This is a genomic window from Halobacillus aidingensis (genome assembly GCF_900104185.1).
GTDB classification, from domain to species: Bacteria; Bacillota; Bacilli; order Bacillales; family Halobacillaceae; genus Halobacillus; species Halobacillus aidingensis.
Window position 1 is genome coordinate 191,721 of record NZ_FNIZ01000001.1, and the last position, 23,345, is coordinate 215,065.

Annotated in this window: 24 protein-coding genes and 1 riboswitch; of the genes, 12 read left to right on the plus strand and 12 right to left on the minus strand. The window is 45.5% G+C overall.

Annotated elements, in window-relative coordinates:
• Window positions 1-183: 183 nt before the first annotated feature.
• Together pruA and BLS23_RS00845 are read right to left on the minus strand one after the other, a co-directional pair.
• The gene (gene pruA, locus BLS23_RS00840; RefSeq protein ID WP_089650621.1) at window positions 184-1,731 is read right to left on the minus strand and encodes an L-glutamate gamma-semialdehyde dehydrogenase; all 1,548 of its coding nucleotides are present in this window, start codon (window positions 1,729-1,731) and stop codon (window positions 184-186) included.
• Window positions 1,732-1,763: 32 nt separating this feature from the next.
• On the minus strand, window positions 1,764-2,681 hold the full coding sequence (locus BLS23_RS00845; protein ID WP_089650789.1) for a proline dehydrogenase family protein: 918 nt from the start codon (window positions 2,679-2,681) through the stop codon (window positions 1,764-1,766).
• A gap of 374 nt (window positions 2,682-3,055) precedes the next feature.
• Here BLS23_RS00845 and BLS23_RS22235 point away from each other — a divergent pair, with 374 nt between their 5' ends.
• Window positions 3,056-3,217 (plus strand): hypothetical protein, encoded by a 162-nt coding sequence (locus BLS23_RS22235; RefSeq protein ID WP_425250609.1) that lies wholly within the window; start codon window positions 3,056-3,058, stop codon window positions 3,215-3,217.
• Here the strand turns inward: BLS23_RS22235 and BLS23_RS00850 are convergent.
• Window positions 3,203-3,637 (minus strand): universal stress protein, encoded by a 435-nt coding sequence (locus BLS23_RS00850; RefSeq protein ID WP_089650622.1) that lies wholly within the window; start codon window positions 3,635-3,637, stop codon window positions 3,203-3,205. The two genes, BLS23_RS22235 and BLS23_RS00850, sit on opposite strands and share 15 nt — an antisense overlap.
• 266 nt (window positions 3,638-3,903) lie before the next feature.
• Between BLS23_RS00850 and desA the strand changes: the two genes are divergently transcribed.
• The 3 genes from desA to BLS23_RS00865 all read left to right on the plus strand — a co-directional run bounded on the left by desA (window position 3,904) and on the right by BLS23_RS00865 (window position 6,762).
• Entirely contained in the window at window positions 3,904-4,953 is a 1,050-nt protein-coding gene (gene desA, locus BLS23_RS00855) for a Delta(5) desaturase DesA (RefSeq protein ID WP_089650623.1), read from the plus strand.
• A gap of 67 nt (window positions 4,954-5,020) precedes the next feature.
• Complete coding sequence (locus BLS23_RS00860; protein ID WP_089650624.1) at window positions 5,021-6,151, plus strand: sensor histidine kinase; 1,131 nt, start codon at window positions 5,021-5,023, stop codon at window positions 6,149-6,151.
• 2 nt (window positions 6,152-6,153) lie between these two features.
• Window positions 6,154-6,762, plus strand: coding sequence for a response regulator transcription factor (locus tag BLS23_RS00865; RefSeq protein ID WP_089650625.1), 609 nt, complete (start codon window positions 6,154-6,156; stop codon window positions 6,760-6,762).
• A gap of 177 nt (window positions 6,763-6,939) precedes the next feature.
• Here the strand turns inward: BLS23_RS00865 and BLS23_RS00870 are convergent, their stop codons facing one another.
• Together BLS23_RS00870 and BLS23_RS21900 are read right to left on the minus strand one after the other, a co-directional pair.
• Window positions 6,940-8,199 (minus strand): MFS transporter, encoded by a 1,260-nt coding sequence (locus tag BLS23_RS00870; protein WP_089650626.1) that lies wholly within the window; start codon window positions 8,197-8,199, stop codon window positions 6,940-6,942.
• 155 nt (window positions 8,200-8,354) lie between these two features.
• On the minus strand, window positions 8,355-8,777 hold the full coding sequence (locus BLS23_RS21900) for a hypothetical protein (RefSeq protein WP_089650627.1): 423 nt from the start codon (window positions 8,775-8,777) through the stop codon (window positions 8,355-8,357).
• 781 nt (window positions 8,778-9,558) lie between these two features.
• Window positions 9,559-9,737, plus strand: a riboswitch (Lysine riboswitch).
• 121 nt (window positions 9,738-9,858) lie between these two features.
• Here BLS23_RS21900 and dapA point away from each other — a divergent pair.
• Window positions 9,859-10,755: a 4-hydroxy-tetrahydrodipicolinate synthase gene (gene dapA, locus BLS23_RS00880; protein WP_089650628.1), complete on the plus strand. Its 897-nt coding sequence runs from the start codon at window positions 9,859-9,861 to the stop codon at window positions 10,753-10,755.
• Window positions 10,756-10,782: 27 nt separating this feature from the next.
• On the opposite strand, the gene clpP is transcribed toward dapA, so the two are convergent.
• Complete coding sequence (gene clpP, locus BLS23_RS00885; RefSeq protein WP_089650629.1) at window positions 10,783-11,364, minus strand: ATP-dependent Clp endopeptidase proteolytic subunit ClpP; 582 nt, start codon at window positions 11,362-11,364, stop codon at window positions 10,783-10,785.
• Window positions 11,365-11,379: 15 nt separating this feature from the next.
• Entirely contained in the window at window positions 11,380-12,036 is a 657-nt protein-coding gene (locus BLS23_RS00890; protein WP_089650630.1) for a sigma factor-like helix-turn-helix DNA-binding protein, read from the minus strand.
• 165 nt (window positions 12,037-12,201) lie between these two features.
• On the opposite strand from BLS23_RS00890, the gene BLS23_RS00895 reads away from it, so the two are divergent.
• Window positions 12,202-12,387, plus strand: a complete 186-nt coding sequence (locus tag BLS23_RS00895) for a hypothetical protein (RefSeq protein ID WP_089650631.1) — start codon at window positions 12,202-12,204, stop codon at window positions 12,385-12,387.
• Window positions 12,388-12,578: 191 nt separating this feature from the next.
• Here BLS23_RS00895 and BLS23_RS00900 read toward each other — a convergent pair whose 3' ends face one another.
• Both BLS23_RS00900 and BLS23_RS00905 read right to left on the minus strand, forming a co-directional pair.
• Window positions 12,579-13,670 carry a DUF3221 domain-containing protein gene (locus BLS23_RS00900; protein WP_089650632.1) on the minus strand — a complete coding sequence of 364 codons (1,092 nt, stop codon included), beginning with the start codon at window positions 13,668-13,670 and terminating at the stop codon, window positions 12,579-12,581.
• Window positions 13,671-13,819: 149 nt separating this feature from the next.
• The gene (locus tag BLS23_RS00905; protein ID WP_374189694.1) at window positions 13,820-14,887 is read right to left on the minus strand and encodes a branched-chain amino acid aminotransferase; all 1,068 of its coding nucleotides are present in this window, start codon (window positions 14,885-14,887) and stop codon (window positions 13,820-13,822) included.
• Between the two features lie 190 nt (window positions 14,888-15,077).
• Here BLS23_RS00905 and BLS23_RS00910 point away from each other — a divergent pair, with 190 nt between their 5' ends.
• The 5 genes from BLS23_RS00910 (at window position 15,078) to BLS23_RS00930 (ending at window position 20,238) form a co-directional block, all read left to right on the plus strand.
• Window positions 15,078-15,761 (plus strand): response regulator transcription factor, encoded by a 684-nt coding sequence (locus BLS23_RS00910; RefSeq protein WP_089650634.1) that lies wholly within the window; start codon window positions 15,078-15,080, stop codon window positions 15,759-15,761.
• Window positions 15,758-16,762, plus strand: a complete 1,005-nt coding sequence (locus BLS23_RS00915; RefSeq protein ID WP_089650635.1) for a sensor histidine kinase — start codon at window positions 15,758-15,760, stop codon at window positions 16,760-16,762. The genes BLS23_RS00910 and BLS23_RS00915 overlap by 4 nt, the downstream gene beginning before the upstream one ends.
• Before the next feature lie 99 nt (window positions 16,763-16,861).
• Entirely contained in the window at window positions 16,862-17,623 is a 762-nt protein-coding gene (locus BLS23_RS00920; RefSeq protein ID WP_089650636.1) for an ABC transporter ATP-binding protein, read from the plus strand.
• A complete protein-coding gene (locus tag BLS23_RS00925; protein WP_089650637.1) occupies window positions 17,613-19,556 on the plus strand; it encodes an ABC transporter permease in 1,944 nt (647 codons plus the stop codon). The genes BLS23_RS00920 and BLS23_RS00925 overlap by 11 nt, the downstream gene beginning before the upstream one ends.
• 61 nt (window positions 19,557-19,617) lie before the next feature.
• Window positions 19,618-20,238 carry an NUDIX hydrolase gene (locus BLS23_RS00930; protein ID WP_089650638.1) on the plus strand — a complete coding sequence of 207 codons (621 nt, stop codon included), beginning with the start codon at window positions 19,618-19,620 and terminating at the stop codon, window positions 20,236-20,238.
• A gap of 122 nt (window positions 20,239-20,360) precedes the next feature.
• Here BLS23_RS00930 and BLS23_RS00935 read toward each other — a convergent pair whose 3' ends face one another.
• The 3 genes from BLS23_RS00935 to BLS23_RS00945 all read right to left on the minus strand — a co-directional run bounded on the left by BLS23_RS00935 (window position 20,361) and on the right by BLS23_RS00945 (window position 22,746).
• Complete coding sequence (locus BLS23_RS00935) at window positions 20,361-21,272, minus strand: hypothetical protein (protein WP_089650639.1); 912 nt, start codon at window positions 21,270-21,272, stop codon at window positions 20,361-20,363.
• 141 nt (window positions 21,273-21,413) lie between these two features.
• Entirely contained in the window at window positions 21,414-21,962 is a 549-nt protein-coding gene (locus BLS23_RS00940; RefSeq protein ID WP_089650640.1) for a histidine phosphatase family protein, read from the minus strand.
• 85 nt (window positions 21,963-22,047) lie between these two features.
• The gene (locus BLS23_RS00945) at window positions 22,048-22,746 is read right to left on the minus strand and encodes an LppM family (lipo)protein (RefSeq protein ID WP_089650641.1); all 699 of its coding nucleotides are present in this window, start codon (window positions 22,744-22,746) and stop codon (window positions 22,048-22,050) included.
• 240 nt (window positions 22,747-22,986) lie between these two features.
• On the opposite strand from BLS23_RS00945, the gene ymzB reads away from it, so the two are divergent.
• Window positions 22,987-23,328 (plus strand): protein YmzB, encoded by a 342-nt coding sequence (gene ymzB, locus BLS23_RS00950; RefSeq protein WP_167355967.1) that lies wholly within the window; start codon window positions 22,987-22,989, stop codon window positions 23,326-23,328.
• The last annotated feature ends 17 nt before the right edge of the window (window positions 23,329-23,345 follow it).

The following is a 23,345-nucleotide window of genomic DNA, read 5'->3' on the forward strand; positions in this document are numbered from 1 at the left end:
CTTGCTGTAATCTGAACCACAAGCATCCAATACATTATGGGTGAATCAGGGTTTTTGCGTGGACGGCAATCGCACTGCCCATCCCCTTTTCACCACCTATCCGTAACGGAACCGAGCACAGGATAAGAAGCACGTATGTAGTATGAAAAAAGCTCCCCCAAGTTTGGGAGAGCCTTAGGCTTTTTAAAACATTTCAGAGATCGTCTTCGCTTGCATGTGAAGAGCAAGGTAGTCAGGTCCGCCAGCTTTGGAGTCTGTACCACTCATCTTGAAGCCGCCGAATGGCTGATAACCGACGATGGCTCCTGTACAGTTACGGTTGAAGTACAAGTTTCCGACGTGGAAATCATATTTCGCTTTTTCCAGGTGCTCACGATTATCAGAAATGACAGCACCTGTCAGGCCGTATTCTGTGTTGTTGGCAATGTCAATCGCTTCATCAAAGTTTCTCGCTTTTGTGAAGCAGACAACCGGTCCGAAGATTTCTTCCTGCTGCATACGGGAGTCTGGAGCAAGATCTGCAAAGACTGTCGGCTCGATGAAATATCCTTTCGAGTCGTCACCTTTACCACCAGTAACAAGGCGTCCTTCTTCTTTTCCGACCTCCATGTAGCTCATAATCTTATCATAAGCGCCCTGGTCGACGACCGGTCCCATGTAGACATTCTCTTCAGATGCATTTCCGACTGTCAGCTGCTCGGCGCGTTCTTTTACTTTTTCCAACACTTCGTCATACACATCTTCATGAACGACGGCGCGGGAACCGGAAGAACATTTCTGGCCAGAGAATCCGAATGCGGAAACAATAATGGCATCCACTGCTGTTTCAATATTCGCTTCTTTATCGACGACGACGGTGTCTTTACCGCCCATTTCGGCGATCACTTGCTTCAGGTGATTCTGACCTTCTTGAATTTCTGAAGCACGCTTGATGATGCGTGTTCCGACATCACGGGAACCTGTAAAGGAGATCAGGGCCGTTTTCGGATGGTCGACAAGGTAGTCGCCGACTTCGCCACCGCTTCCTGGTACGAAGTTCAAGACACCTTTAGGTAGACCCGCTTCTTCAAGCACTTCTACGAATTTCGCGGCAATGACCGGGCTGTTACTTGCCGGTTTCATAACGACCGTGCTTCCTGTAACAAGTGGGGCGACCGTTGTACCTGCCATGATGGCAAACGCAAGGTTCCATGGCGGAATGACAACCGCAACGCCTGTGGATGTATAAATATAGCGGTTTTGCTCACCAGGACGGCTTTCTACCGGTTTTCCTTCTTTTAATTCGATCATTTGACGACCATAATACTCAAGGAAGTCAATCGCTTCTGCTGTATCAGCATCCGCTTCTTTCCAAGGCTTTCCTACTTCATACACGAGATAAGCGGAAAATTCATGCTTGCGACGACGGATGATGTGGGCCGCACGGAACAACAGCTCAGCGCGAGCACGTGGATCCCATTTTCTCCAGTCTTCAAAAGCAGTCGCTGCTGACTGGACAGCTTTTTCAGCTAAATCTTCGTTCGCTTTTGATACGGTACCTACGACCTGCTTCGTGTCCGCAGGGTTTGTAGAAGTAATCGTATTGTCTGTGCGAATGCGGTCGCCATCGATGAGAAGATCATGATGCTGCCCTAATTCTTCTTTCACTTGCTTCAGCGCTTCCTCGAAAGCTTTTTTGTTTTCTTCAATTGTAAAGTCTGTGAATGGTTCGTGTTTATAAGGCTGGACCATGATAAAATTCCCCTTTCTAATGTGTAGAAGTTTTATTTACTGAAAACACCTTTCAATGCAAAGGCGATGTTCGCTGGTCTTTCGGCGAGCCTTCTCATGAAGTACCCGTACCAATCTTCTCCATAAGGAAGGTACACTCTCACTTTGTACCCTTCTTCAAGAAGATCTTTCTGCATTTGATTCCTCATGCCGTAAAGCATCTGGAATTCAAAGCGGTCTTTCGGAATGTTGTGTTCTTCCACAAGCTTTTTCGTGTAATCGACGATCGCATCATCGTGACTTGCAATGGCTGTATAGTTGCCGTTCAGCAAGTTTTTCTTAATCAGATGCTTCAAATTATCGTCGACGAGATGCTTCTCAGGAAAAGCGACTTTCCCCGATTCCTTATAAGCCCCTTTTACAAGGCGCAAGTAAGGTTGGCAATCATTAAGACGATCAAGGTCCTCATCGGAGCGATAAAGGTAAGATTGAACGACCGTACCTAAGTTCGGGTAGTCCTCTTTCAACGCCTGATAAATATCTAAGGTAGCCCCACACCTTGACGAGTCTTCCATATCAATGGTGACCGTAATGTCATGCTTTTGGGCTTCTTTTAAAATAAGTTCCATGTTTTCCATAACCAACTCGCGACTGATGTCCAGTCCAAGCGATGTCAGTTTAAGAGATACTTCCGACTGCAGCTGGTTACTCGCAATCTGCTGAATACAACGGATGCATTCACCTGCGCGGTCTCTGGATTCTTCCTCACAGTCTACAAACTCTCCTAAATGGTCAACCGTAACGACCAAACCCTCATGGTTCAATTGCTGTATTAATGGAATTGCCTGGGAGAACGTCTCTCCCCCTACTATCTTGTCAGCCCCAAATTTACTGCCAAAGCGCTTAGCAAAGCGATCTAACAACTTATTGTTGGAAAGGTATAAGAAAAAGTTCTTACTGATGGCTTCCAAGATCACCACACCCTTTCATCATTCTCCTATTGATTCACCAAGTGGGCTCGTTAGGTGGAATGGAAGTAATAATGTTTGAACTGTTAAGAAAATTGTAACGAATAGCGCTTACATTCGGCAACGTGTAGCAAACACAAAGATAAGGCCCCAGTTTTATAGTTTAAACACAAAAGCGGCAGACCCCCGTTTATCAAAAGACTGCAGCGGGAACAAACAGTCTTTTGATTATGTTTTATGGAAATTTATGTAAGATCTGGTACGCCAGAATTTGTAAATGTCTAGTCCTCCATTCTTTTGACTAGAATGAGAGGCGATTAGATAGAAGATTGAGGTGACACGATGAGTGGTTATATTGTAAGCGAACCGCTGCTTACTTGACTGCTTTTTGGGTATGTTACCCGACCGCCTGGATCATAGGCCCTTCAGGAGTCGGATGGACACAGCAAGCTACACAAACCACAGCATTCTATAACCATAAAAAAAGAAAGCCTGAAGGGGGTTGCTTCAGGCTTTCTCTTCCTTTATTTCATGACTAATACGGGGCAGGTGGCATGCTGGACGACGTTATTGCTCACACTTCCCAATAACATCTTTTTCACTTTCCCAAGTCCACGGTTACCAACAATAATCAAGTCCACCGCTTTCTCCTCCGCATATTTACAAATACTAATTCCAGGGTTTTCTTGTACATCACTAATGATGACCTCTGTGATCACACCCACGTCAGATGAAGACAACTGCTCTTTCAACCCATCCATTTCTCCAGCAAACTTCTCTGCCATTTCATCCCCGATACTATGGGATACCGCAGCATTTGTTGCTGGACCTGTGGGTTTAACGACGGATACGATATGAATTTCCCTACTGGGAGTTTCACACGCCTGATTCCTTGCTTCCCATACCGCTTCTCTACTCAAGTCACTCCCATCGTACGCAACGAGAATTCGTTTGGTCATAGGGGAACCCTCCAATAATAGAGTATCAATTTATACTTCCATTATATCACATTGTAAGCGTTATCTTAATGATGATCTCTTTTCTACACTAAGAGAGCGAATACCTCATTCCTATATCCTCAACACTACATTTCCATGTTCATCTCCTAAGAATAGACAAACACCCATGACAAGTGTCATATAAATGTCCTGACGTTTATGTCTTATAAAATGGAGGGTTTTTTCCTATCATAAGTAACATGAACAAATACGAAGGAGTCGTTATTATGAACAAGGATAAACAACGAGAGCTGAAAAAAAGCGTTTCAGCCTTTGCGAAACCTGATACAAAAGCAGGCATCCGCCAGTTGATCAATACAATCATCCCGTTTGTTTTATTGTGGATATTGGCCTATGCAAGCCTGTCCGTCTCTGTATGGCTTGCTGTTCCTGCCGCTATGATTGCTGGTGGATTCGTCATCCGCCTTTTCATCATCTTCCATGATTGTACGCACCAGTCGTTCTTGAAAAGCCAAAAGGCCAACCGCATCATAGGAACGATTACAGGCATTCTAACGTTGTTTCCTTTTGATAAGTGGAAACGAAGCCATTCCATTCACCATGCAACAAGCGGAAACTTAGATAAACGCGGCACGGGCGACATTTGGGTCATGACCGTGGACGAGTATGTAAAAGCATCTTGGAAAGAAAGACTCGCCTACCGCCTCTATCGTAACCCGATCGTCATGTTTGGCCTTGGACCGCTTTACTTGTTCCTTGTCTCCAACCGTTTCAACCGAAAAGGCGCCAAAAAGAAAGAGCGTATCAATACGTATGTGACAAACATTGCTGTAGTCGCCCTTTACAGCTTAATTATCTGGGCAATTGGCTGGGAAGCTTTCTTAATCATTCAAATCCCGGTCCTGTATGTTTCAGGCGTCTTAGGCATCTGGTTGTTTTATGTACAGCACCAATTTGAAGATTCTTACTTCGAAGACGAGTCAGAATGGGATTTTGTAAAAGCAGCCGTCGATGGCAGCTCCTATTACAAGCTTCCTAAAGTGCTTCAGTGGGTATCCGGCAATATCGGCTTCCACCATGTGCACCATTTAAGCCCGAGAGTTCCGAACTATGCATTAGAGGAAGCGCACGAAAAGACACCTCCTTTGAAACATGCGACGACGATTACTCTCGCAACAAGCTTTGAATCGATTCGATTCCGGCTGTATGATACAGAAAATAAAACATTCGTATCCTTCAAGGAAGTGAAACCAATTCTAAAAGAAAAGCGCGTAGCCATGCTCGATCAAAGGCAGCCAAGCTTCCAGGATGAATAAAGAAGTTGAAAGTCCATTCCCTCGAATGGGCTTTTCCTTTATGCTAAGAAAAAGGAGGTGCACCAGCATGCAGAACTGGTATCAAATCATTCCAAAAAATACAGGGCTCAGCATTTACGTTTGGATCATTTTTTGTCTGTTGCCCTTTTTCTTCATTTTCCGTTCTTCATCCATGTACGAAATGCTGTTCGGCATTCTGATGACGCTGATCTTCTTCCTCGCTTACCGGTTGTCGTTCATATCCAACAGCCGATTCGTCTATTTATGGGTCAGTGTTGAGATGGTCATCAGTATCGTCATGACGGCCTTGTTCGGATACATTTATTTCGCCCTTTTTATTGCGTATTTCATTGGAAACATCAAACATCTCGGTGGCTTTTTATCTTTATATATCGTCCATTTGACGTCGACGTTAATTGCGATTACGACAACGTTCATTTACCAAATTGATTCTCTTTTTCCGAACCTCCCTTTCATTATCATTACGGTGATCGGGGTCATTCTCCTTCCGTTTACGGTCCGCTATCGGAGCCAACAACAAAAACTCGAAGGGGAATTGGAAGATGCGAATGAACGAATTTCGCAACTGATGGTCATTGAAGAGCGTGAAAGGATCGCGCGTGATCTCCATGATACGCTCGGACAAAAGCTTTCGATGATCGGTTTGAAAAGTGACCTCGCCCGCAAGTTAATGACGGTCCATCCGGAGAAGGCCAATAAAGAAGTGGAGGATATCCGCAACACAGCCCGGACAGCTTTGAAGGAAGTCAGGGAGATGGTATCGAATATGAAAGGGACGAAGCTCGAAGATGAAATCGTCCGCGTACAACAAATTATCGAAGCGGCAGAAATGAATTTTCAATGCGAAGGAGACCCTCAGGTAACCAATACTCCTCTGCTCGTGGAAAATGTACTCAGCATGTGCTTGAAAGAAGCAGCGACGAATATTGTGAAACACAGTGAAGCAACGACCTGCCGTGTGACCATCGAACAATCCCCGACTGAAATTCTCATCGGTATTGAAGATGATGGAAAAGGCCTCCCCGCCTCGCTGGACCCCTTTCGCGGCCATGGACTACAAGGCATGCGTGAACGCCTCGAATTTGTGAACGGTAAACTTGAAATCGAATCAAAAAATGGTACGACACTACAATTTCACGTTCCGAACGTTATTAAAAACAAAGAAAAGGAGGAATAAGCATGATCCGTATCGTCATTGCCGAAGACCAGCGCATGCTTTTAGGTGCACTTGGAGCTCTTCTCGATTTAGAGGACGGCATGGAAGTCGTAGGTCAGGCTCAAAACGGCGAAGAAGCTTGTGAGCTTGTGAAAAAATTAAAGCCGGATGTGTGCATCATGGATATTGAGATGCCTGTGAAGGATGGACTGGATGCCGCTGAAGAATTATATGAAGAGCCTTGCAAGGTGATCATTTTGACAACGTTCGCCCGCCCCGGCTACTTCGACCGCGCCCGTCGCGCCGGTGTTAGTGGTTATTTGTTGAAAGACAGCCCGAGTGAAGAACTCGCCACAGCCATTCGGAAAATCACCAACGGACAGCGCATCTTTGACCCAGAACTCGTCGACCTGGCGTTCACCCAGCAAAACCCTTTAACAGAACGTGAGCGCGAGGTGATCCAACTGATGGCAGATGGAAAGAATACAAAAGAAATCTCCCAGGAGCTCTTCATCACTCCGGGGACCGTCCGCAACTACGTGTCTGTCATATTAGAAAAATTAGAAGTCAGCAACCGCATTGAAGCGATTTCAAAATTCAAAGAAAAAGGATGGTACAAAAAATCCCGTTAATCCCCCCGTCCTACTCACTAAGATAAGGCGCGTTAGGGAATCATACGCTTTTTTCAGGGCTAGTCGTTCACCAGAACCATTCACAATCCATAACTCTTCCTGAAGAAAAAACCTCGCCTTTTAATGAGCGAGGTTTCTGTATTCTGCCCTCCCTTTCATAAGTCGTAGGCTTGTTTTCTATTCAATCTCCCTCAACTCTTTAAACCTAAAGAAAATAAACGCAGAATACAAGGTTACTAAAATCGCACCGACTGCCATAATGTGATGGATGGAAACGCCGAAGGCTAGGACCCCTGATGTTAAGGCATAGCTGACAGGGATCAGTCCCATGGAAGCGAGCGAAATGAGCCCCATCACCCGTCCTAGCATCTTCTCTTCAATTAAACTCTGAATGGCAGCAATGAATGGAATGTTTGATCCCGATAAGGCGAAACCAAAGATTCCAAGACATAATATACTCATCCAAAGTTCTGTCGTGAAGCTAAGGCCTGTAAATGCTATCCCTGAGATAACGAGCGCAATGATGCCAATTTTCCCGCGGTTCTTTTTCACATTCAACACACCGACCACAATCGAACCAAGCAGCATACCCACAGCCAAACCTGCTTCAAGAAAGCTGAAATCCATCGCGGTCCCTTCCAGAATGGTCTTCACAAATAACGGAAGACCCATCGTTAAAGGTCCGACTAAAAAGAGGTTCATAAAGATCGTCGTTAAAACGACAAGCGAAATGACACGGGAATTTTTTACGTAGAGCAATCCTTCCTTAAAATCATCCCAAAACCTTTTCTGTTCCTCCGATCCTTCTTTCACTCTGGGTACACGCATGAAGAAAATCAAAGCACTTGCCACAATAAGCATGACTGCTGTTGTTGCAAACACAATTTCATAGTTTCCAAACGCAATGATGACTCCGGCAAGCATAGGAGCCAGGATGAATGATGTTTGGTTGGTCATCTGGATAATCGAATTTCCTCTTGTCAGATTATCTTTATGAATGATTGAAGGAATGACGGCACTTTCCGCTGCCCAGAAAAAAGCATCCAGAATACCGAAGAAAAAAGCAAAAGTCACAAATGTCCATAACGTAATTCCACCGAAAATAAACCAGACGACAAGGCCGACGAGAAGCAGCCCACGAATAAAATCAGACAAGAACATGATCTTCGCCTTATCAAAGCGATCCGCCACCGTTCCACTGATAATCATAAAAAGCACCCGTGGAATACTAACAGCGATATACAGAATGCCAAGTGAGGCCTCTAAACCTAAGACATTGACGACATACCAGCTTTGTGAAAAAAGGAAAAAAGAAATACCAAAACTTGATAAAAGTGCCGCTCCCCAAAGCAGCAAAAAGTTTCGATTCTTGAATATGGAGGGAATCTCTCTCGGTTCCGTTTCTGATTGTTGCAACGCTATTTCATTGACTGCCATATGAATCACACCTTCGTTTATTATTGGTTGATTCCATTGTATAAAAGGTCGATGCCAGCAACGATATGCCACAGAATGATTCTCCATCCGTCTCGAGACTGATATTTCCCCACCTATGTAAAAAGAGGTTTGCCCTTTACAAACCTCTCGGATGATCAGCCGCCCATGTATTGACTGCGGCAACGATTAATACAATTGAAATACGCTTGGTCATTAGATCCAAACTGTGCGGCACAATTGTTGATACAAGCCCGGTACAGATCGTGTTGGCTTTGTCCTGGTGGTGTAAATGGTCCTCCCCAGGAACCTCCGGGTTGGAATCCACCATTGTACCCGGGCGGCAGACCACCAGGGCCTATCCACTGACCTGGAACGGAAGGTTGCGGCTGCCAACTCCCACCGCCTGGACCTCCCCACGGAAATGGTTGCTGCCACTGCCCGCCAGTACCGCCGCCCCAAGTGCCTGGAGGGAATAATCCGCCAAAACCTCCTCCAGCTCCCGGGTTAAACATTCCACCACCGCCGAACACGATCCGATCCTGATTCCCGTTACTATAATAACTTGGATATTGATTCATCCGATCCGTCCCTTCTAAAAAACTCATACACCATATACTAAGAACCCCACCCCCAAATCGTGCCTATCCCCTCCAATTCTCTTCATGTAAGAATTGCTCCCTACACTGGAAAACTCAGTTTCGAGACTTTTGATGAGCGGGTCGGGGCTTCGGGGGATGACTCGCTTTCCGCGGAAGCGTCAAGAGCCCCTCCCAAAGGTCTACGGAGTAAGCCTTGCATGGTTGGAATAAGTAATGACGAATTCCTGGCCATGGATACGGGGGCAGGGAAACGACGGTTTGCAGTGCTTTGAATCAGTACGTAGAAAAACAAACACGTCCGGATTTCCTTCCGCTTTTCATGCGGACGTTTCCCAGCCCCTGTTCCCTCGCCTTATTCGTGCAGTTGCTATGGTAGAAGCTACTATATCGGGTGATTCATCAGCACTTCACCACCAAAATCTGCAGGTTACTTTAAGAGGGATTTCGAAAACCTCATTCGGCTAGGGGCGGAGGGGAATAGGGAGACTCCTGTGGGAAAAAAGTGCATGGTGAAACCCCGCAGGACGCAGTCCGAGGACGCTCACCGCGCTCCCGCGGAAAGCGAGTTATTCCCCGCAGCCCCTATCCTCTCAACTAAAGTCTCGAAATCGAGTCTTACACATTCCTGCCAGATAGCTTAAGATAAGAATCTCAGAGATTTTGTCGAATCGTTTGTTCCCTTGTCTTTCCCCTTGTAAGATGGATACTTTTTTGATAATCTTTAACTAACTAAATATTTTCTTATTTCAAATGATTTTGAAGTAAGGATAGAGGTGCAATGACATGAGTACACTTGTCGGAGGAGAATGAGCTCCTGAGATGAAGGTGGAAAGGGGAAATTGCCGAAGCGAAAGGGATCTCATATCCCTGATGCTGGTTCTGCTGCTTAACAAGTACAGGACTGTCATATAGGAAACTATATGGAGGGCTATCTTACGCAGGAACGGTTTAAAAGTTTCTACGGCAGCAGCGACGCCCTCGTTGTTGCCGTTTTTATTTTGACTGCCGTAGCCCTCACAACCTCGAACGTATTCAAAATTCTAAACAAAGGTGTGAGGTTATGAATTTCGGCCAAGTATTAACAGCAATGGTGACCCCTTTTGACAGCGAAGAAAACATTGATTTTGATGCAACTCGAGCGTTAGTCAACCACTTGATTGAAAACGGTTCGGATGCCCTGGTCATTGCAGGAACAACTGGTGAATCACCAACATTGACGACAGAAGAGAAAGTGAGCCTCTTCAAATTCGTTGTTGAAGTGGTTGACGGAAGAGTTCCTGTCGTTGCAGGTACCGGATCCAACAACACGAGAGCGTCCATCCGTTTGACTGAAGAAGCTGAGGAAGTCGGTGTCGACGCCGTCATGCTCGTGACCCCTTATTACAATAAACCAACTCAAGAAGGTCTTTACCAGCACTTCTCTACGATTGCAAAATCTACATCGCTTCCCGTGATGCTTTACAACATCCCAGGAAGAAGCGTCATCAACATGGAGCCGGCGTCCGTCATTCGCCTATCTCAAATCAAAAATATCGTTTCCATCAAGGAAGCAAGCGGCGACCTTGATGCGGCGACGGAAATCATTCGTGAAACGTCCGATGACTTTTCAGTTTACAGTGGCGAAGACTCCAATACGCTTCCATTCGTATCCATCGGAGGTACAGGAATCGTCTCCGTCTCCTCCCACGTGATCGGAAATGAAATGCAGCAGATGATTCAAAGTTTCCGCGAAGGCGATTTTGCTTATGCCGCCCGTCTTCACCAAAAGCTTGTTCCTGTTATGCATGCCATCTTCTCTGCACCAAGCCCGTCTCCGGTTAAAGCGGCGCTTCATGCTAAAGGTGTGGAGGTCGGTGGTGTCCGTCTTCCCCTCCTACCGCTTTCCGAAGAGGAAGAAAAGCATGTTCTCGGCGAACTTGAAAAAGTACAACCGAAAGAAGCACTCACGGCTCCATAAGAAAAACCGCCCATGCCGGGCGGTTTTTTATTTTTTGTGAACAATCTCATCAATGATTCCGTATTCCTTCGCCTCTTCCGCACTCATAAAATAATCACGGTCGGTATCCTCTGCCACCTTTTCCACAGGCTGCCCGGTCCGTTCGGCGATGATTTCATTAATGTGCTGCCTCAGTTTGATAATTCGTTTCGCTGATATCTCTATGTCAGCCGCCTGTCCGCGAGCTCCTCCAAGTGGCTGGTGAATCATGACTTCACTATTCGGCAGAGCATACCGCTTTCCTTTTGTACCCGCCAATAAAAGCATCGCTCCAAAAGAGGCCGCTATCCCCGTACAGATCGTCCGCACATCAGGCTGGATATACTGCATCGTATCCAGAATGGAAAAACCAGCAGTCGTCGATCCTCCTGGGCTATTGATATACAAAGAGATGTCTTTTTCCGGATCATCCGCTGCAAGGTATAAAAGTTGGGCGACGATGCTGTTGGCCATGTGATCATTGATTTCTTCACTTACCATAACGATCCGGTCTTTCAAAAGTCGGGAGTAGATGTCGTAGGACCTCTCCCCTCTGCTTGTCTGTTCAATGACATAAGGAATCGTATTCATCGGATTTTCCCTCCTTTATGCTGCTAAAGAGAGGACGTTTAAAGGTGAAGCTGGTCGCTGATTTCTGGAAGCAGGTTTGAGGAGAATCGGAATTTTTTCAATCAATAACGTTGGATCCTGAATGGTGAGCGTTCTGACCAATGTTTGGTAGAGAAGATCGTCTTCTGAGCGGGTTCGCATCATTTGTAGCCTTTCCGCTTCGGGACACCTGTGCAGATTATCCCTCGCACGCTTCAATAACGCTTTAACTGCTGTTTCCTTCATTTGAAGCAGTTCTGCAATCTCTGCAATTTTATAATGAAAAGCTTCTTTCAAAATAAATGTAAGCAACTGCTTCACCGTCAATTTCTCTAACAGGAGTTGAACCAAGGTTTCATCGACAGTCTCTTCTTTTTTTACAAAGTCATCCGCCGGCCTCTCCATCAAGGGTTCCTTTTTCTCCATGCGTTTTTGATCCACCCAAACATGGTAGGCGATTTTTTTAAGAAGAGCTGGTCTGATTTCCCCTGCATCATAATGCTCACACGCCCTTGCAACCGACTCCTGGGCAAGGTCTTTTCCGTCCCATCCATCGCGCGTTAAGAAAAGACAATAGCTTAAAAGCTTATCATAGTCCTTCTCGATCTCCTCAAGACCAAGATTCCCAACGGGATTACTTGTATTTAGTTCCACCTTTCACACTCCTTTCGACCTCTCACAGCTATAACGGAAAAATCCATGAAAAAGATACGGGTGTTTCTATTATTTTTATTCTATTGTGGTCGTCTAAACCCCTTTGGTTTAAAAAAGGTTAAGGTTAGCAATATTCGGTTAGAGGATAGAAAAAGGAGGGGTGCGATGTTCACTCGGAGGAACCAGAAGAAAGACATCGCCCGGTTTGTTTTTCTTCTCGTCGTCATCATCATAAGTCCTTTTCTCCATGCGACATTCGATTGGTTTGTGAGTCTTGCCATCGTTTTCTTTCTTTACTTTGTCCTGATGTTCCTGGTGAAACACTTGAACAAAAAAACAAACGAATATTAAAAAAAGCCTCAGGCACCAAACCTGAGGCTTCCCTTTTATACTTCCACTGTCCAACCATAGCGATCTTTTCTTTTTTTCCCTCCCATGTGATTGTATTATAAAGTTCTTGAAGATTGATGTTTGGCAAGCCTCACTGATGAGGTAGCAGTGAAGGGCTTGCACAAAGAAATGTAGCACCGAATACCTTTTTCTCACTCATCTTTCACTTGAATCTCTACCATTTCTTCTTCAACTGTAGTTTCAAATAAGACTCCCCATTGATCATGATCTTTGTTGTATTCAATTTCCCTTACACTCAAATACTCACTCTCGTGTGAGGGGCTTTGAATCTTTTCTTTTGCTTGGTCTACCGCTTTTTTAATTGCTGCAGAGGTTTTCATGTCTGCCCCCTCTGGTTGGGAGTCTTTTAAAATTTCCGTTTCCATGGCTCCCGCTTGTGCAGGAAGAGACTCCATCACATTAGTATAAGAAACGTTCACATGATCACCTACTTTTACTGCATCTGGACGATTGCTAAACCAAATCATATCAACAAGCATTTCATTTCCTCTGACTTCAGTCACGTATCCTTCTAATTGGCTCGGCTCATTTACTTGAACAGCAATTTCTACTTCAGCATTTTCATTCAGAAGCTTGAGTTCTTCTTCCGTTAATTGTTCTGTGACCTCGATCTTCAATTGTTTGGAAGGTGTACACGTCCCATATCCCCACAATTTATTTTCAATAGAAGAACCATCTAAAATTCCAGATAACGCATCGTGTTGTTCTCTGAGCTCATTTGCCGAAATTTCCACTTTTTCAGTATGAATCGCATTCTCATTGAATTTTTGTTTGATTTCCTTCACCGTTTTCATAAAAGATTCTTTTACTTTCTGCTCTTCTTCTGTCAACTGGTCTTTGAATTGAAGAATGATGGTTCCCTCAACCATATACATTTCACCTATGTTCCTTAAATCATCTAACGTGTAGCCTTTTTCAGAAATACTATCCCTGAAGAATTCCTGCCGTTTAGATTGGAGAGGCGTCACTTGTAACAAATCTGGATTACGTTCTTTCATTTCGTCTGACATTTCACCCACATCATACAATTCTTTCTCTTCCGCTGATAATTCATCAAATGTCTGCCCGTCATATGTTGGCTCTGGACAGGCGTCCACAATCATTTCATAACTTTCTTTATGATCGGCACTCATAGATTTGTTTTTCTCTTGAGGTGGTTCGGATTGACTGCACGACGATAACAAAAGCAGCCCGAACAACAAAATACCCCCAATATCTTTCATCTTTACCGCCCCCTTTTGTATAAGTAGTCGCTAAAAAATGGAAAACGTTACAGGGTTTGAATGTCCCTGTCTCTTCCACTATAATGCTTTAGCGTAGTGGTTTTCAGATATCAAAAAAAGCCTCAGGCATCAATACCTGAGGCTTCCCTTTATACTTCCACTGTCCAACCATAGCGATCTTCTTTTCTTCCCCGTTGAATCCCTGTGATCGTATCATAAAGCTCTTGCGACAAGGCACCGATTTCGTGGTCGTTGATGACCATCTTTTTGCCAAGCCAGTTTAATTCACCAACCGGAGAAATGACGGCCGCGGTGCCTGTTCCGAAGGCTTCCTCGAGCTTGCCGTCTTCATAAGCCTGGTACAGTTCATCAATAGAAATCCGGCGCTCGTTTACAGGAACCTCCCATTTACGCAGAAGTTCTAGAATTGACGTACGCGTGATCCCTTGGAGAATGCTTCCACTCAACGCTGGAGTCACGATTTCCCCATCGATTTTGAAAAAGATGTTCATACTGCCGACTTCCTCAATGTAGCGTTTTTCCACCCCATCAAGCCATAGGACGTCGTTGTTCCCTTCTTCTGCAGCTTTCGCTTGTGCCTGGTAGCCGGATGAGTAATTGCCGGCAGTTTTCGCCATGCCTGTTCCGCCTTTGACGGCACGTGTGAATTTGTCTTCCACGTTGATCGTTACCGGCTTGATGCCACCTGAGAAATACGGGCCGACCGGTGATAAGATAATCATCAGTTTATACGATTTGGACGGAGCCACCGCAAGGTTCGGTTCTGTCGCAATAATAAATGGTCGTATGTAAAGGGACGTTCCTTCAAATGCAGGGACCCAATCTTTTTCAAGCTGGACCAATTCTTTCAAATAACCGAGTACTTCTTGTTCATCGACCGGCGGAATGCTCAAGCGGTCACTCGATAAGTTCAGTCGCTCGAAGTTCTTCTCAGGACGGAAAAGAAGCACGCGGTTATCATCGGTTCGGTATGCCTTCAATCCTTCAAAAACGGTCTGTCCATAATGGAAAATCATCGCGGCAGGATCAAGCGTGAGCGGTTCATAAGGGACGATCCGCGGTTCATGCCAGCCTTTATTCTCTTCATAGTCCATCACAAACATGTGATCCGTGAAGGTGCGTCCGAAAGGAATCTTTTCACTCTCTGGTTTGGCTTTTTTATGGGTTGCTTCGACGATGTTCAATGACATTTTCATGACTCCTTTTCTATGGTGGTCTTTGAATATTAGTATCCATTGTACGCCCATCCTCTTCTTTTTTAAAGAGGATTTGACGCAATGGTCAAAATATTTTTACTACACTACCGCTTTTTCGTAATAAAATGCGTAAGTACCTGTACATTTGCTATACTGATAAAAGGTAAAATACGGAAAGGTGGTGTCCCCTTTGTTCAAATTGCTGTTAATTGAAGATGACCGTACCCTTTTTCAGGAGATGGAAGAACGTCTTTCGCAGTGGTCGTATGAAGTCCACGGCATCAGTGACTTCAGCCGGGTGATGGAAGTATTCACGGATGTCGATCCCCATCTTGTCATCATCGACATTCAGCTTCCGAAGTTTGACGGCTTCCACTGGTGCCGGTTGATCCGTGAACATTCCAATGTCCCGATCATCTTCCTGTCCTCGAGGGACCACCCGACAGACATGGTGATGTCAATGAACCTTGGTGCGGACGATTTCGTACAAAAACCGTTCCACTTTGATGTGCTGATCGCGAAAATCCAGGCGATCCTTCGTCGAGTTTATAACTACAATACCGATCAAAATGAATTGAAAACGTGGCTCGGTGCAACCATCGACTATGAACGAAACCGGGTCTCGAATGACGATGGAACCGTCGACCTTACGAAAAATGAAATGCTCATCTTAAAGCAGCTGATCGAGAAAAAAAGCAAAATTGTCAGCCGTGAGGAAATCATCCATCGCCTGTGGGAAGACGAACGGTTCGTCAGTGACAACACCCTCACGGTCAACGTCAATCGACTGCGCAAAAAGCTTGCAGAACTTGGACTTGGTGATGCCATTGAAACGAAGGTCGGTCAAGGGTATGTCGCGAGGGACGAGTCATGATTCTGAAATTCCTGGCTGAACGAATCAGTTGGATTCTGCTGATCGTGATCCTCCAGCTGCTCGCCTTGTTTGTTGCGTTCGTTGATCAGACCGTACCGCTTTCGGCCATGCTCTACTACATATTGTTATCAGGACTTCTCGTCATCCTTTTCCTTTTCATCCGCTACAGCAAAGAAACCCGCTTCTATACGGAACTGGAAGAGCGGGACAACGACCTCGACTTGACGACATTCCCTGAAGCGGACAGTCCTTTTGAAGCGGTAATTGAGACAAATGTGCGTGATCAGATGGAACGGTTGATGCAGGAAGCTTCCCGTAACCAGAGTCTTCTCGAACAGGAAAAAGACGAGCTGTTATCATGGATTCATGAAGTGAAAACACCCATGACTGCAATGCGGTTGATCATCGACCGTATCGATGACTTCAAGCTGAAGTCACAGCTGACCTTCGAGTGGATGCGTATCCACCTGCTTCTTGATCAGCAGCTGCATCAGAAGCGGATTCCTTTTATCGAAAACGACCTTTATATAGAACAAGTGGAGCTTGAGCCGCTGTTATTCAATGAGATCAAATCGCTACGGTCATGGTGCATGCAAAAAGGGATCGGCTTTGATATTGATCTACAAGCTGAAACCGTGTTGACAGATGCGAAATGGTTCGCATTCATATGCAGACAGCTGATGACGAATGCGATTAAATACAGTGAGAAATCGGAAATTACGATCGCAAGTACGGAAGAAGCCGGCCGCGTACAGCTTACGATCCAGGATGAGGGACGCGGCATCGACCCGAGGGACCTTCCACGAATTTTTGAAAAAGGGTTCACTTCAACGACGGAACATCAGGATCAAGCCGCTACCGGCATGGGCCTTTACTTGACTGACCGGATCCGAAAAGCGTTGAAGATTGACATCGATGTGGAATCCGAACTCGGAAAAGGCACAACCTTCACCCTCAGCTTCCCAAAACCGAATGAATTTACGAAGCTTGGGAGCATGTGACGAAACTGTCACATGCTTCCGTCATTTTGTTAGATGAATCGAAGGAAAAAGATTTCCAGTGGTTCTACAATGAAGTCATAGAATGAAGGGGGTAACGAAATGAGTTTACTAGACGCACGAAAGATTCATAAAAGTTACGGAAACAAGTTTATGAAACAGCACGTCTTAGAGGGCATCGACCTTTCCATCCAGCTTGGTGAGTTCGTCACGATCATGGGCGCGTCAGGATCGGGAAAAACGACGCTCCTCAATGTATTATCCTCCATCGACCGCGTCAGTCACGGGACGATTACGATCGACGGTCAGGAGATTACGAGTCAAAAAGATAAGCAGCTTGCTGAGTTCCGCAAGCATCATCTCGGCTTTATTTTTCAGGAGTACAATCTATTAGATACATTGACGGTCAAAGAGAACATCCTCCTCCCTCTATCGATTTCCAAAGTGTCCAAAAAAGAGGCCCAGGCGAAATTCGATTCGGTAGCGAAGGAACTAGGCATCGAAGACGTCCAAAATAAATACCCGAATGAGATTTCTGGTGGTCAGAAACAGCGCACCTCAGCCGCACGAGCATTCATCCACGAACCGAGCATCATTTTCGCCGATGAACCAACGGGGGCGCTCGATTCAAAATCTGCTTCCGACCTTTTAGATAAACTGAGCGAACTGAATGCAAAGCGTGAAGCGACGATTGCGATGGTCACCCACGATCCTGTCGCCGCAAGCTACAGCAGCCGCGTCATCTTCATCAGAGATGGACAGATTTATACGCAGCTCAATAAAGGCGACCAGACGAGGCAGACGTTCTTGAAGGACATCATGAAGACCCAAGGTGTGCTTGGCGGTGTGCAGTATGAACATTAATCAGCTCATCTTACGCAACTTGAAAAAGAACCTGAAAAACTACTACCTCTATGTATTTGCACTCATTTTCAGTGTCGCGTTGTACTTTTCGTTCGTCACCTTACAGTATGACCCCTCGATGAGTCAGGAAGGATCGATCAAAGGCGAAGCAGCAGTCAGGGTCGCATCCATTTTACTGATTGCTATCGTTGCCATCTTTTTGCTGTATGCCAATGCGTTGTTCATCAAAAGAAGAAGTAAGGAAATCGGCTTGTTCCAGCTGATCGGCATGACGAAAAACCGCATCGCACGCATTTTAGGCATCGAAAACTTGATCATTTATTTCGGGTCCCTGGCCGTCGGAATTTTTATCGGCTTTGCGATTTCCAAGTTGATACTGATGAGCTTTTTCCGTGTGGTCGGGGTTGATGAAATCGCTGAGCTCAACTTTTCCACCCAGGCCTTTTTCCAGACGCTGATCGTTTTCGCCGGGATCTATCTCGTCATCATGGCGACGAACTATCTATTCATTCACAGACAGTCAATCCTTTCCCTTTTCCGTGTTACTTCAAGCGCTCAAGGAAAAGTGAAGAAGCTGTCGGTTTGGGAACATCTGATGGGCCTGCTCGGCATCGGATTGATTGCATCCGGATACTATTTGTCTTCCCAGCTGTTTGAAGGCAGCATTACGACGATCAACGGCTTTTACTTGGCCATGCTTTATATCCTAGGCTCAGTCATTGTCGGAACGTACTTTTTGTATAAAGGGTCGGTCCGCTTCGTTTCCAATTTGATCCGCAAAAATAAAAACGGCTATCTGAATATCAATGAAGTGCTTTCCCTGTCGTCCGTCATGTTCCGGATGAAGTCGAACGCCTTTTTGCTGACCGTGATTACGACGGTGTCCGCGCTTGCGATCAGCCTGCTTTCGCTTATGTATATTTCCTACTATTCGGCAGAAAAATTAGCCGAGACGACGGTACCAGATGATTTTGCCATCATTGAACCCGAAAAGGCGGATGGCTTTATGGACCGACTAGAAAAGGAAGGCATCGCCTATACAGAAAATCAAATCCCTGTATATGAAGCAGAATTCAACGTTAAAGACATCCTCGATGCGAATTTGGAAGAGTTGAACTTCAACACCGAAAAGACAACCTTCCCCGTCATCAGTGAAGTCCAGACAGACGGAATCGAACTCGATGAAGGAGAAATGAAGCTCACAGGCTATACGGATTTAATGCAGTCCTTCATCTCCCTTCATGATGGAGGGACGGCACAAATTTTATTGGACGGTAACTGGCGCGAACTGGAATATCAAGGGTTGGAAGAAGAGTATTTGCTCTCTTCCTATTACGTGGCAGGCGGTCTTCCGATCGGCGTCGTTGATGAAGCGTTGTTTGAAGAACTGAGCCAAAACTATAACCCTGAGATCCAGACAAAATCCAATCTTTATACAGGTGTAAACCTTGAAGATTCAAGTAAACAAGAGAAAGCTTACGAGATATTTGCTGATATGGGACTCGATGAAGGGAGAGACAACGGCTCCCAGTGGCACAGCGCCATGTCTCAAAAACAAAACATGGGGCTCGTCATGTTTATCGTCGGCTTCCTAGGCCTCACTTTCCTAATCACCTCCGGTTGTGTGCTTTACTTCAAGCAGATGGACGAAGGTGAAGACGAAAAAGGAAGTTATACGATTCTAAGAAAACTCGGCTTCACCCGCGGCGACCTCCTACGGGGAATTCAAGGAAAGCAGCTGTTTAATTTCGGCATTCCGCTACTGATCGGTCTCCCGCACAGCTACTTTGCCGTCCAATCGGGCTGGTTCTTTTTCGGCACCGAACTATGGACCCCGATGCTGATCGTCATGGGGCTCTACACCGCTTTCTATTCAATTTTCGGACTGCTGTCTGTTCTTTATTACAAAAAAATCATTAAAGAGGCGCTCTGATGAGTGCCTCTTTTCTATTCCGAAGGATGTTCTGGTATAGTAAAAGAACGAGGTGAAAACTATGGACGCAAAAACCATTTTTGAGACAGTGAAAAAACACAACCCCTCTGTTCTCGGACACGAACAGTTCCGTAAGTTCGCTGTCCTTTTACCGATTATCGAAAAAAACAATGAGCTTCATGTCGTTTTCGAAGTGCGTTCTCATCAGCTCAGAAGACAGCCCGGTGAGATTTGTTTCCCAGGTGGAAAAATTGATCCTGAGGACCCTTCTGCCAAACAGGCCGCCATCCGGGAGACGGAAGAGGAATTAGGCGTCAAGTCTGGACAGTTCACAGAAGTCCATCCGCTCGACTACCTGATTTCCCCCTTCGGCATGATCGTCTACACGTTTGCAGGGTATTTAGATGTGACAGAAGACGAACTCATTCGCAACCCCGATGAAGTCCGTGAAGTGTTTACGGTGCCGCTTTCCTTTTTCATGGAAAATGGACCGCGCATCCATTACGTACATTTCGAAGCCCAGCCGGAAGCGAATTTTCCATTTGATTTGATTCCCGGCGGAGAAGAATACAACTGGCGGACGCGTCAGCTTGAGGAATATTTTTATATATACGGAGATAAAGTGATTTGGGGGATGACAGCAAGGATCGTTTCCCATTTTGTGGATGTCTTGAAAAAATAAAAAAGGTGCCTGCCTATGTTCTACAGAACATAGGCAGGCATCTTTTTTATCCATCCCATCATGTCTTCAAAATCCTTGAAGCTTGATATTCCCTTTACGAACTTCCTTTCATTTCCCCCTCCCTAGTTCAGCCCCTCATACTCTTCCTTGATTACACCAATAATCGTCCCGAGCGTCTGACCTTTGAAGTTGTCAGGCACAGACTTCCCTGTAGGATTAGCGTAGTAAAGCGCTTCTTTCTCTTCACTATATTCAAAGCCTAAGGCGCTCAGGGCTACTTCCAATTGACGAGGATTCGCTTCCACTCCCGTCTGCTCCTTGAAGTAATCCGTTGGGTAAACCCACACGTCTACATCATCCGCTCCTGTATGGACAACAAACAAATCATTCTCATAATGGGAAATCCACTGTTCTTTTGAAAAAAGCGCAACGCCTGTACCTTCAAGCCCGGATATGCCTGCCAAATTGATGCCGAAGATAGCGTTGATCATCTTCCTTATTTCATCGCCGGACATTTTTCCATCGAAGGCCTCCCAGTATAAGTCCATCACTTCTATCTTTTCCATGTTGGTGATAGCCTCATCACTGACCTCTTCATCAAGTGCTTGTCTCACCAACCCGAGAACATCGTCAGAGTAGGTGCTTGTCTGCTTGCCGGCACCAAGATCAGACACCGCCTCAAGGTCAATGCCATATACGTCATTGACGATGTCACGAATATCTTTTGACTTCACTTTTTTGTAGTAACTCTCCAAGTAAAGATCCATCGCTTCCACTTTGCTTAAGGCTTCAATCTTTTCTAGGGCATCTTTGAAAGGAAGCCATTCTTGCTCCTCTTTACACAATTGAATGTATAGTCGTACGGTCGCTTCTGCGGAATACTTCAAATCCTCCGTCAAATTCATCTCACTCTTCCAACTTTTCGCTTCCGCTTCGTCAGGTCCAAAAGTACAAGCCCCCATGATGGCAAGAGACAATACTGTGATGATGATGGTCATCGATCCCTTCTTTTTTTTCTTAAACGAGTTGAACATTGTATACCCTCCGTGAGTGTTTTGCTGCGGGTTCTCAATGTAGACGCCGGGATGTGACAGGATTCTCTGAAGGCACCGTCTACCGTTGCTCATATCTATGTTTACTATACCTGTTCTTGTCGAATAAAGGAAAGTGATAACTTAATTTTTTACAAACTCTTCAAGTTCCTCAATGGTAAAGTGACCGGCAACGGAAAATCCACGCCCCTTTCCATAAGGTTTTACGACAATAGTTCCCATACTAGGAATGGCGCCAAACGCAATACCTTTTGGAAAGCTGTGGGCTATTATGAACCGGTTTGCTCCTTCAGGTGGTGCCTGTTCAAGATAATCAGAAAGACGTGTAAGGATAGCGGATTGCATGTAAGGAGGAATTGGGGTGTTGAGCTGATAAACAGTGGACCAAAAGGGATCACTCAGCGTTTGTTCTGCACCGAACGCACGCATGGCGGATTCTTTCGCGCGGCAAAAGGGACTAGTGAAGACGGGGAAAGCGACAGGGATGTTCCACCTGCGAATCGCGTTTCCGTACCTTTCTGCCTGAGTTCTCCCTTTTTCCGATAGGTTCCGCTGTGCCGAACAGTCTTGGAACGAAAAATCAGGCTGATCCACTCCGACATTCGCTTCTCCATGGCGGACATACAGTGTGTACCCTCCCTCTTGCAACTTTTCCAATAAGACTTGATCCATATGACACACCCCTTTTTCATTATTTTATTCTGAATAGATTTCGTCTGTGTGAAAAAAAAGAATCCCCATAACATAACGGGGATTCTTAATCATTTTTCTTTTTTCTTTTTTTAAATAGAAATACGAGAAGAAAAAGAAGGAAATTTCCAGCAACCGCTGCGATGATTATGTTTTTTACGTTCGGCACGACCATCTCCACCATTACATTCGTTTCACCAGCTGTCCGGATGTCCCATTGCAATTCATCCCCATCCACACGATCGGCGTTGTGCGACTTCGGTTTTAGAGGAAGGTCGAGTGTAAACGTGAAATCAAGCTGATCCGCGACGAGAGATTGCATCCCGCCGATCACACCAGAGTTCGAGAGGTCGAGCGCTGCTTCCACTTTATACGTCGTTGTAAAAAGCCCACCTTCAGTCGTCATCTCAACAGGAATATTGCCAATCGCAGGCGCCACCCCTGCTTCCGTCATTCCGCCGGACACAGGGAGAAGTTCCAGCTCCTGCACATCCTCGAATTCCTTTTTGGCCCGAAAACCAGTAAAACCATTCTCCTCATAGAATTCCACTTCGTAACCTTTTGACTCAAGCTCTCCAGAAACAGAGTTCATCATATTTTCAGCCCGGTCTCCGAAGCGATTCAGTGCCTCTTTTTCGACGCCTGCTGTAACCGTATGTTCGCCGCTTCCGTCCTTATTGATCTTCAGCTTGAGGTCCCCTTCTACGCAGGCGGTTAAAAGAGTTAACAAAAGGAGCAGCATAAAAACTTGTCCCGTCTTTCTCATGGGGTGGTCCCCTCCTTCATCTGATTTATATGTAAGAAATCATGCTTTCATTGATAAATCCTGAATTCAGCCGATAAATCCTACATTTAACTGATATATTCCCTGTTAAATTGATATATCCGCAAATTGATCGATATCACAACTGGATAAAAGCTATGCCATTTATTTTACCATGATATGGGAAGCATCACCTGCATGTTTACAAGCCTTGTGGAAAAGATAAATGCAGGAGGGATCAGCATGAACGATTTGACGATTGAAGAATTCAACCAGCAATTACAGCAGTGGCACGGCGAAAACATCCGCATCAAAAAACACGAACTACGGGATGAAGATACCATTACGATGAACCTTGACCACATATCTTATGAGACTCACACGCGCCGGCTCGATGAATACACACCAATGCACGCGCTCTACTTACATGGACAAGGACAGACAGAAACCGATGCGCAAAGCGCTCAGCCCCTGCCCTCAGCCTACTATGAAATTCCATTGGAGGATACGACACGGTATCAGTTCTTGAATGACCGCTTCACATTGGAGACTGCTCGGGGGACCTATACAATTGAAAAAGAATAAAGCAAAAAGGACGTCTT

What these genes read in the sequence shown, in the direction of transcription:
- BLS23_RS00920 (WP_089650636.1), top strand. Translation starts at nt 16,862, where the DNA reads ATGAGTTTACTAGACGCACGAAAGATTCATAAAAGTTACGGAAACAAG.
- BLS23_RS00865 (WP_089650625.1), top strand. Translation starts at nt 6,154, where the DNA reads ATGATCCGTATCGTCATTGCCGAAGACCAGCGCATGCTTTTAGGTGCA.
- desA (WP_089650623.1), top strand. Translation starts at nt 3,904, where the DNA reads ATGAACAAGGATAAACAACGAGAGCTGAAAAAAAGCGTTTCAGCCTTT.
- BLS23_RS00930 (WP_089650638.1), top strand. Translation starts at nt 19,618, where the DNA reads ATGGACGCAAAAACCATTTTTGAGACAGTGAAAAAACACAACCCCTCT.
- BLS23_RS00900 (WP_089650632.1), bottom strand. Translation starts at nt 13,670, where the DNA reads ATGAAAGATATTGGGGGTATTTTGTTGTTCGGGCTGCTTTTGTTATCG.
- BLS23_RS00850 (WP_089650622.1), bottom strand. Translation starts at nt 3,637, where the DNA reads ATGACCAAACGAATTCTCGTTGCGTACGATGGGAGTGACTTGAGTAGA.
- ymzB (WP_167355967.1), top strand. Translation starts at nt 22,987, where the DNA reads ATGAACGATTTGACGATTGAAGAATTCAACCAGCAATTACAGCAGTGG.
- BLS23_RS00860 (WP_089650624.1), top strand. Translation starts at nt 5,021, where the DNA reads ATGCAGAACTGGTATCAAATCATTCCAAAAAATACAGGGCTCAGCATT.
- BLS23_RS00895 (WP_089650631.1), top strand. Translation starts at nt 12,202, where the DNA reads ATGTTCACTCGGAGGAACCAGAAGAAAGACATCGCCCGGTTTGTTTTT.
- BLS23_RS21900 (WP_089650627.1), bottom strand. Translation starts at nt 8,777, where the DNA reads ATGAATCAATATCCAAGTTATTATAGTAACGGGAATCAGGATCGGATC.
- BLS23_RS00940 (WP_089650640.1), bottom strand. Translation starts at nt 21,962, where the DNA reads ATGGATCAAGTCTTATTGGAAAAGTTGCAAGAGGGAGGGTACACACTG.
- BLS23_RS00870 (WP_089650626.1), bottom strand. Translation starts at nt 8,199, where the DNA reads ATGGCAGTCAATGAAATAGCGTTGCAACAATCAGAAACGGAACCGAGA.
- BLS23_RS00945 (WP_089650641.1), bottom strand. Translation starts at nt 22,746, where the DNA reads ATGAGAAAGACGGGACAAGTTTTTATGCTGCTCCTTTTGTTAACTCTT.
- BLS23_RS00915 (WP_089650635.1), top strand. Translation starts at nt 15,758, where the DNA reads ATGATTCTGAAATTCCTGGCTGAACGAATCAGTTGGATTCTGCTGATC.
- BLS23_RS00925 (WP_089650637.1), top strand. Translation starts at nt 17,613, where the DNA reads ATGAACATTAATCAGCTCATCTTACGCAACTTGAAAAAGAACCTGAAA.
- BLS23_RS00905 (WP_374189694.1), bottom strand. Translation starts at nt 14,887, where the DNA reads ATGAAAATGTCATTGAACATCGTCGAAGCAACCCATAAAAAAGCCAAA.
- dapA (WP_089650628.1), top strand. Translation starts at nt 9,859, where the DNA reads ATGAATTTCGGCCAAGTATTAACAGCAATGGTGACCCCTTTTGACAGC.
- clpP (WP_089650629.1), bottom strand. Translation starts at nt 11,364, where the DNA reads ATGAATACGATTCCTTATGTCATTGAACAGACAAGCAGAGGGGAGAGG.
- BLS23_RS00935 (WP_089650639.1), bottom strand. Translation starts at nt 21,272, where the DNA reads ATGTTCAACTCGTTTAAGAAAAAAAAGAAGGGATCGATGACCATCATC.
- pruA (WP_089650621.1), bottom strand. Translation starts at nt 1,731, where the DNA reads ATGGTCCAGCCTTATAAACACGAACCATTCACAGACTTTACAATTGAA.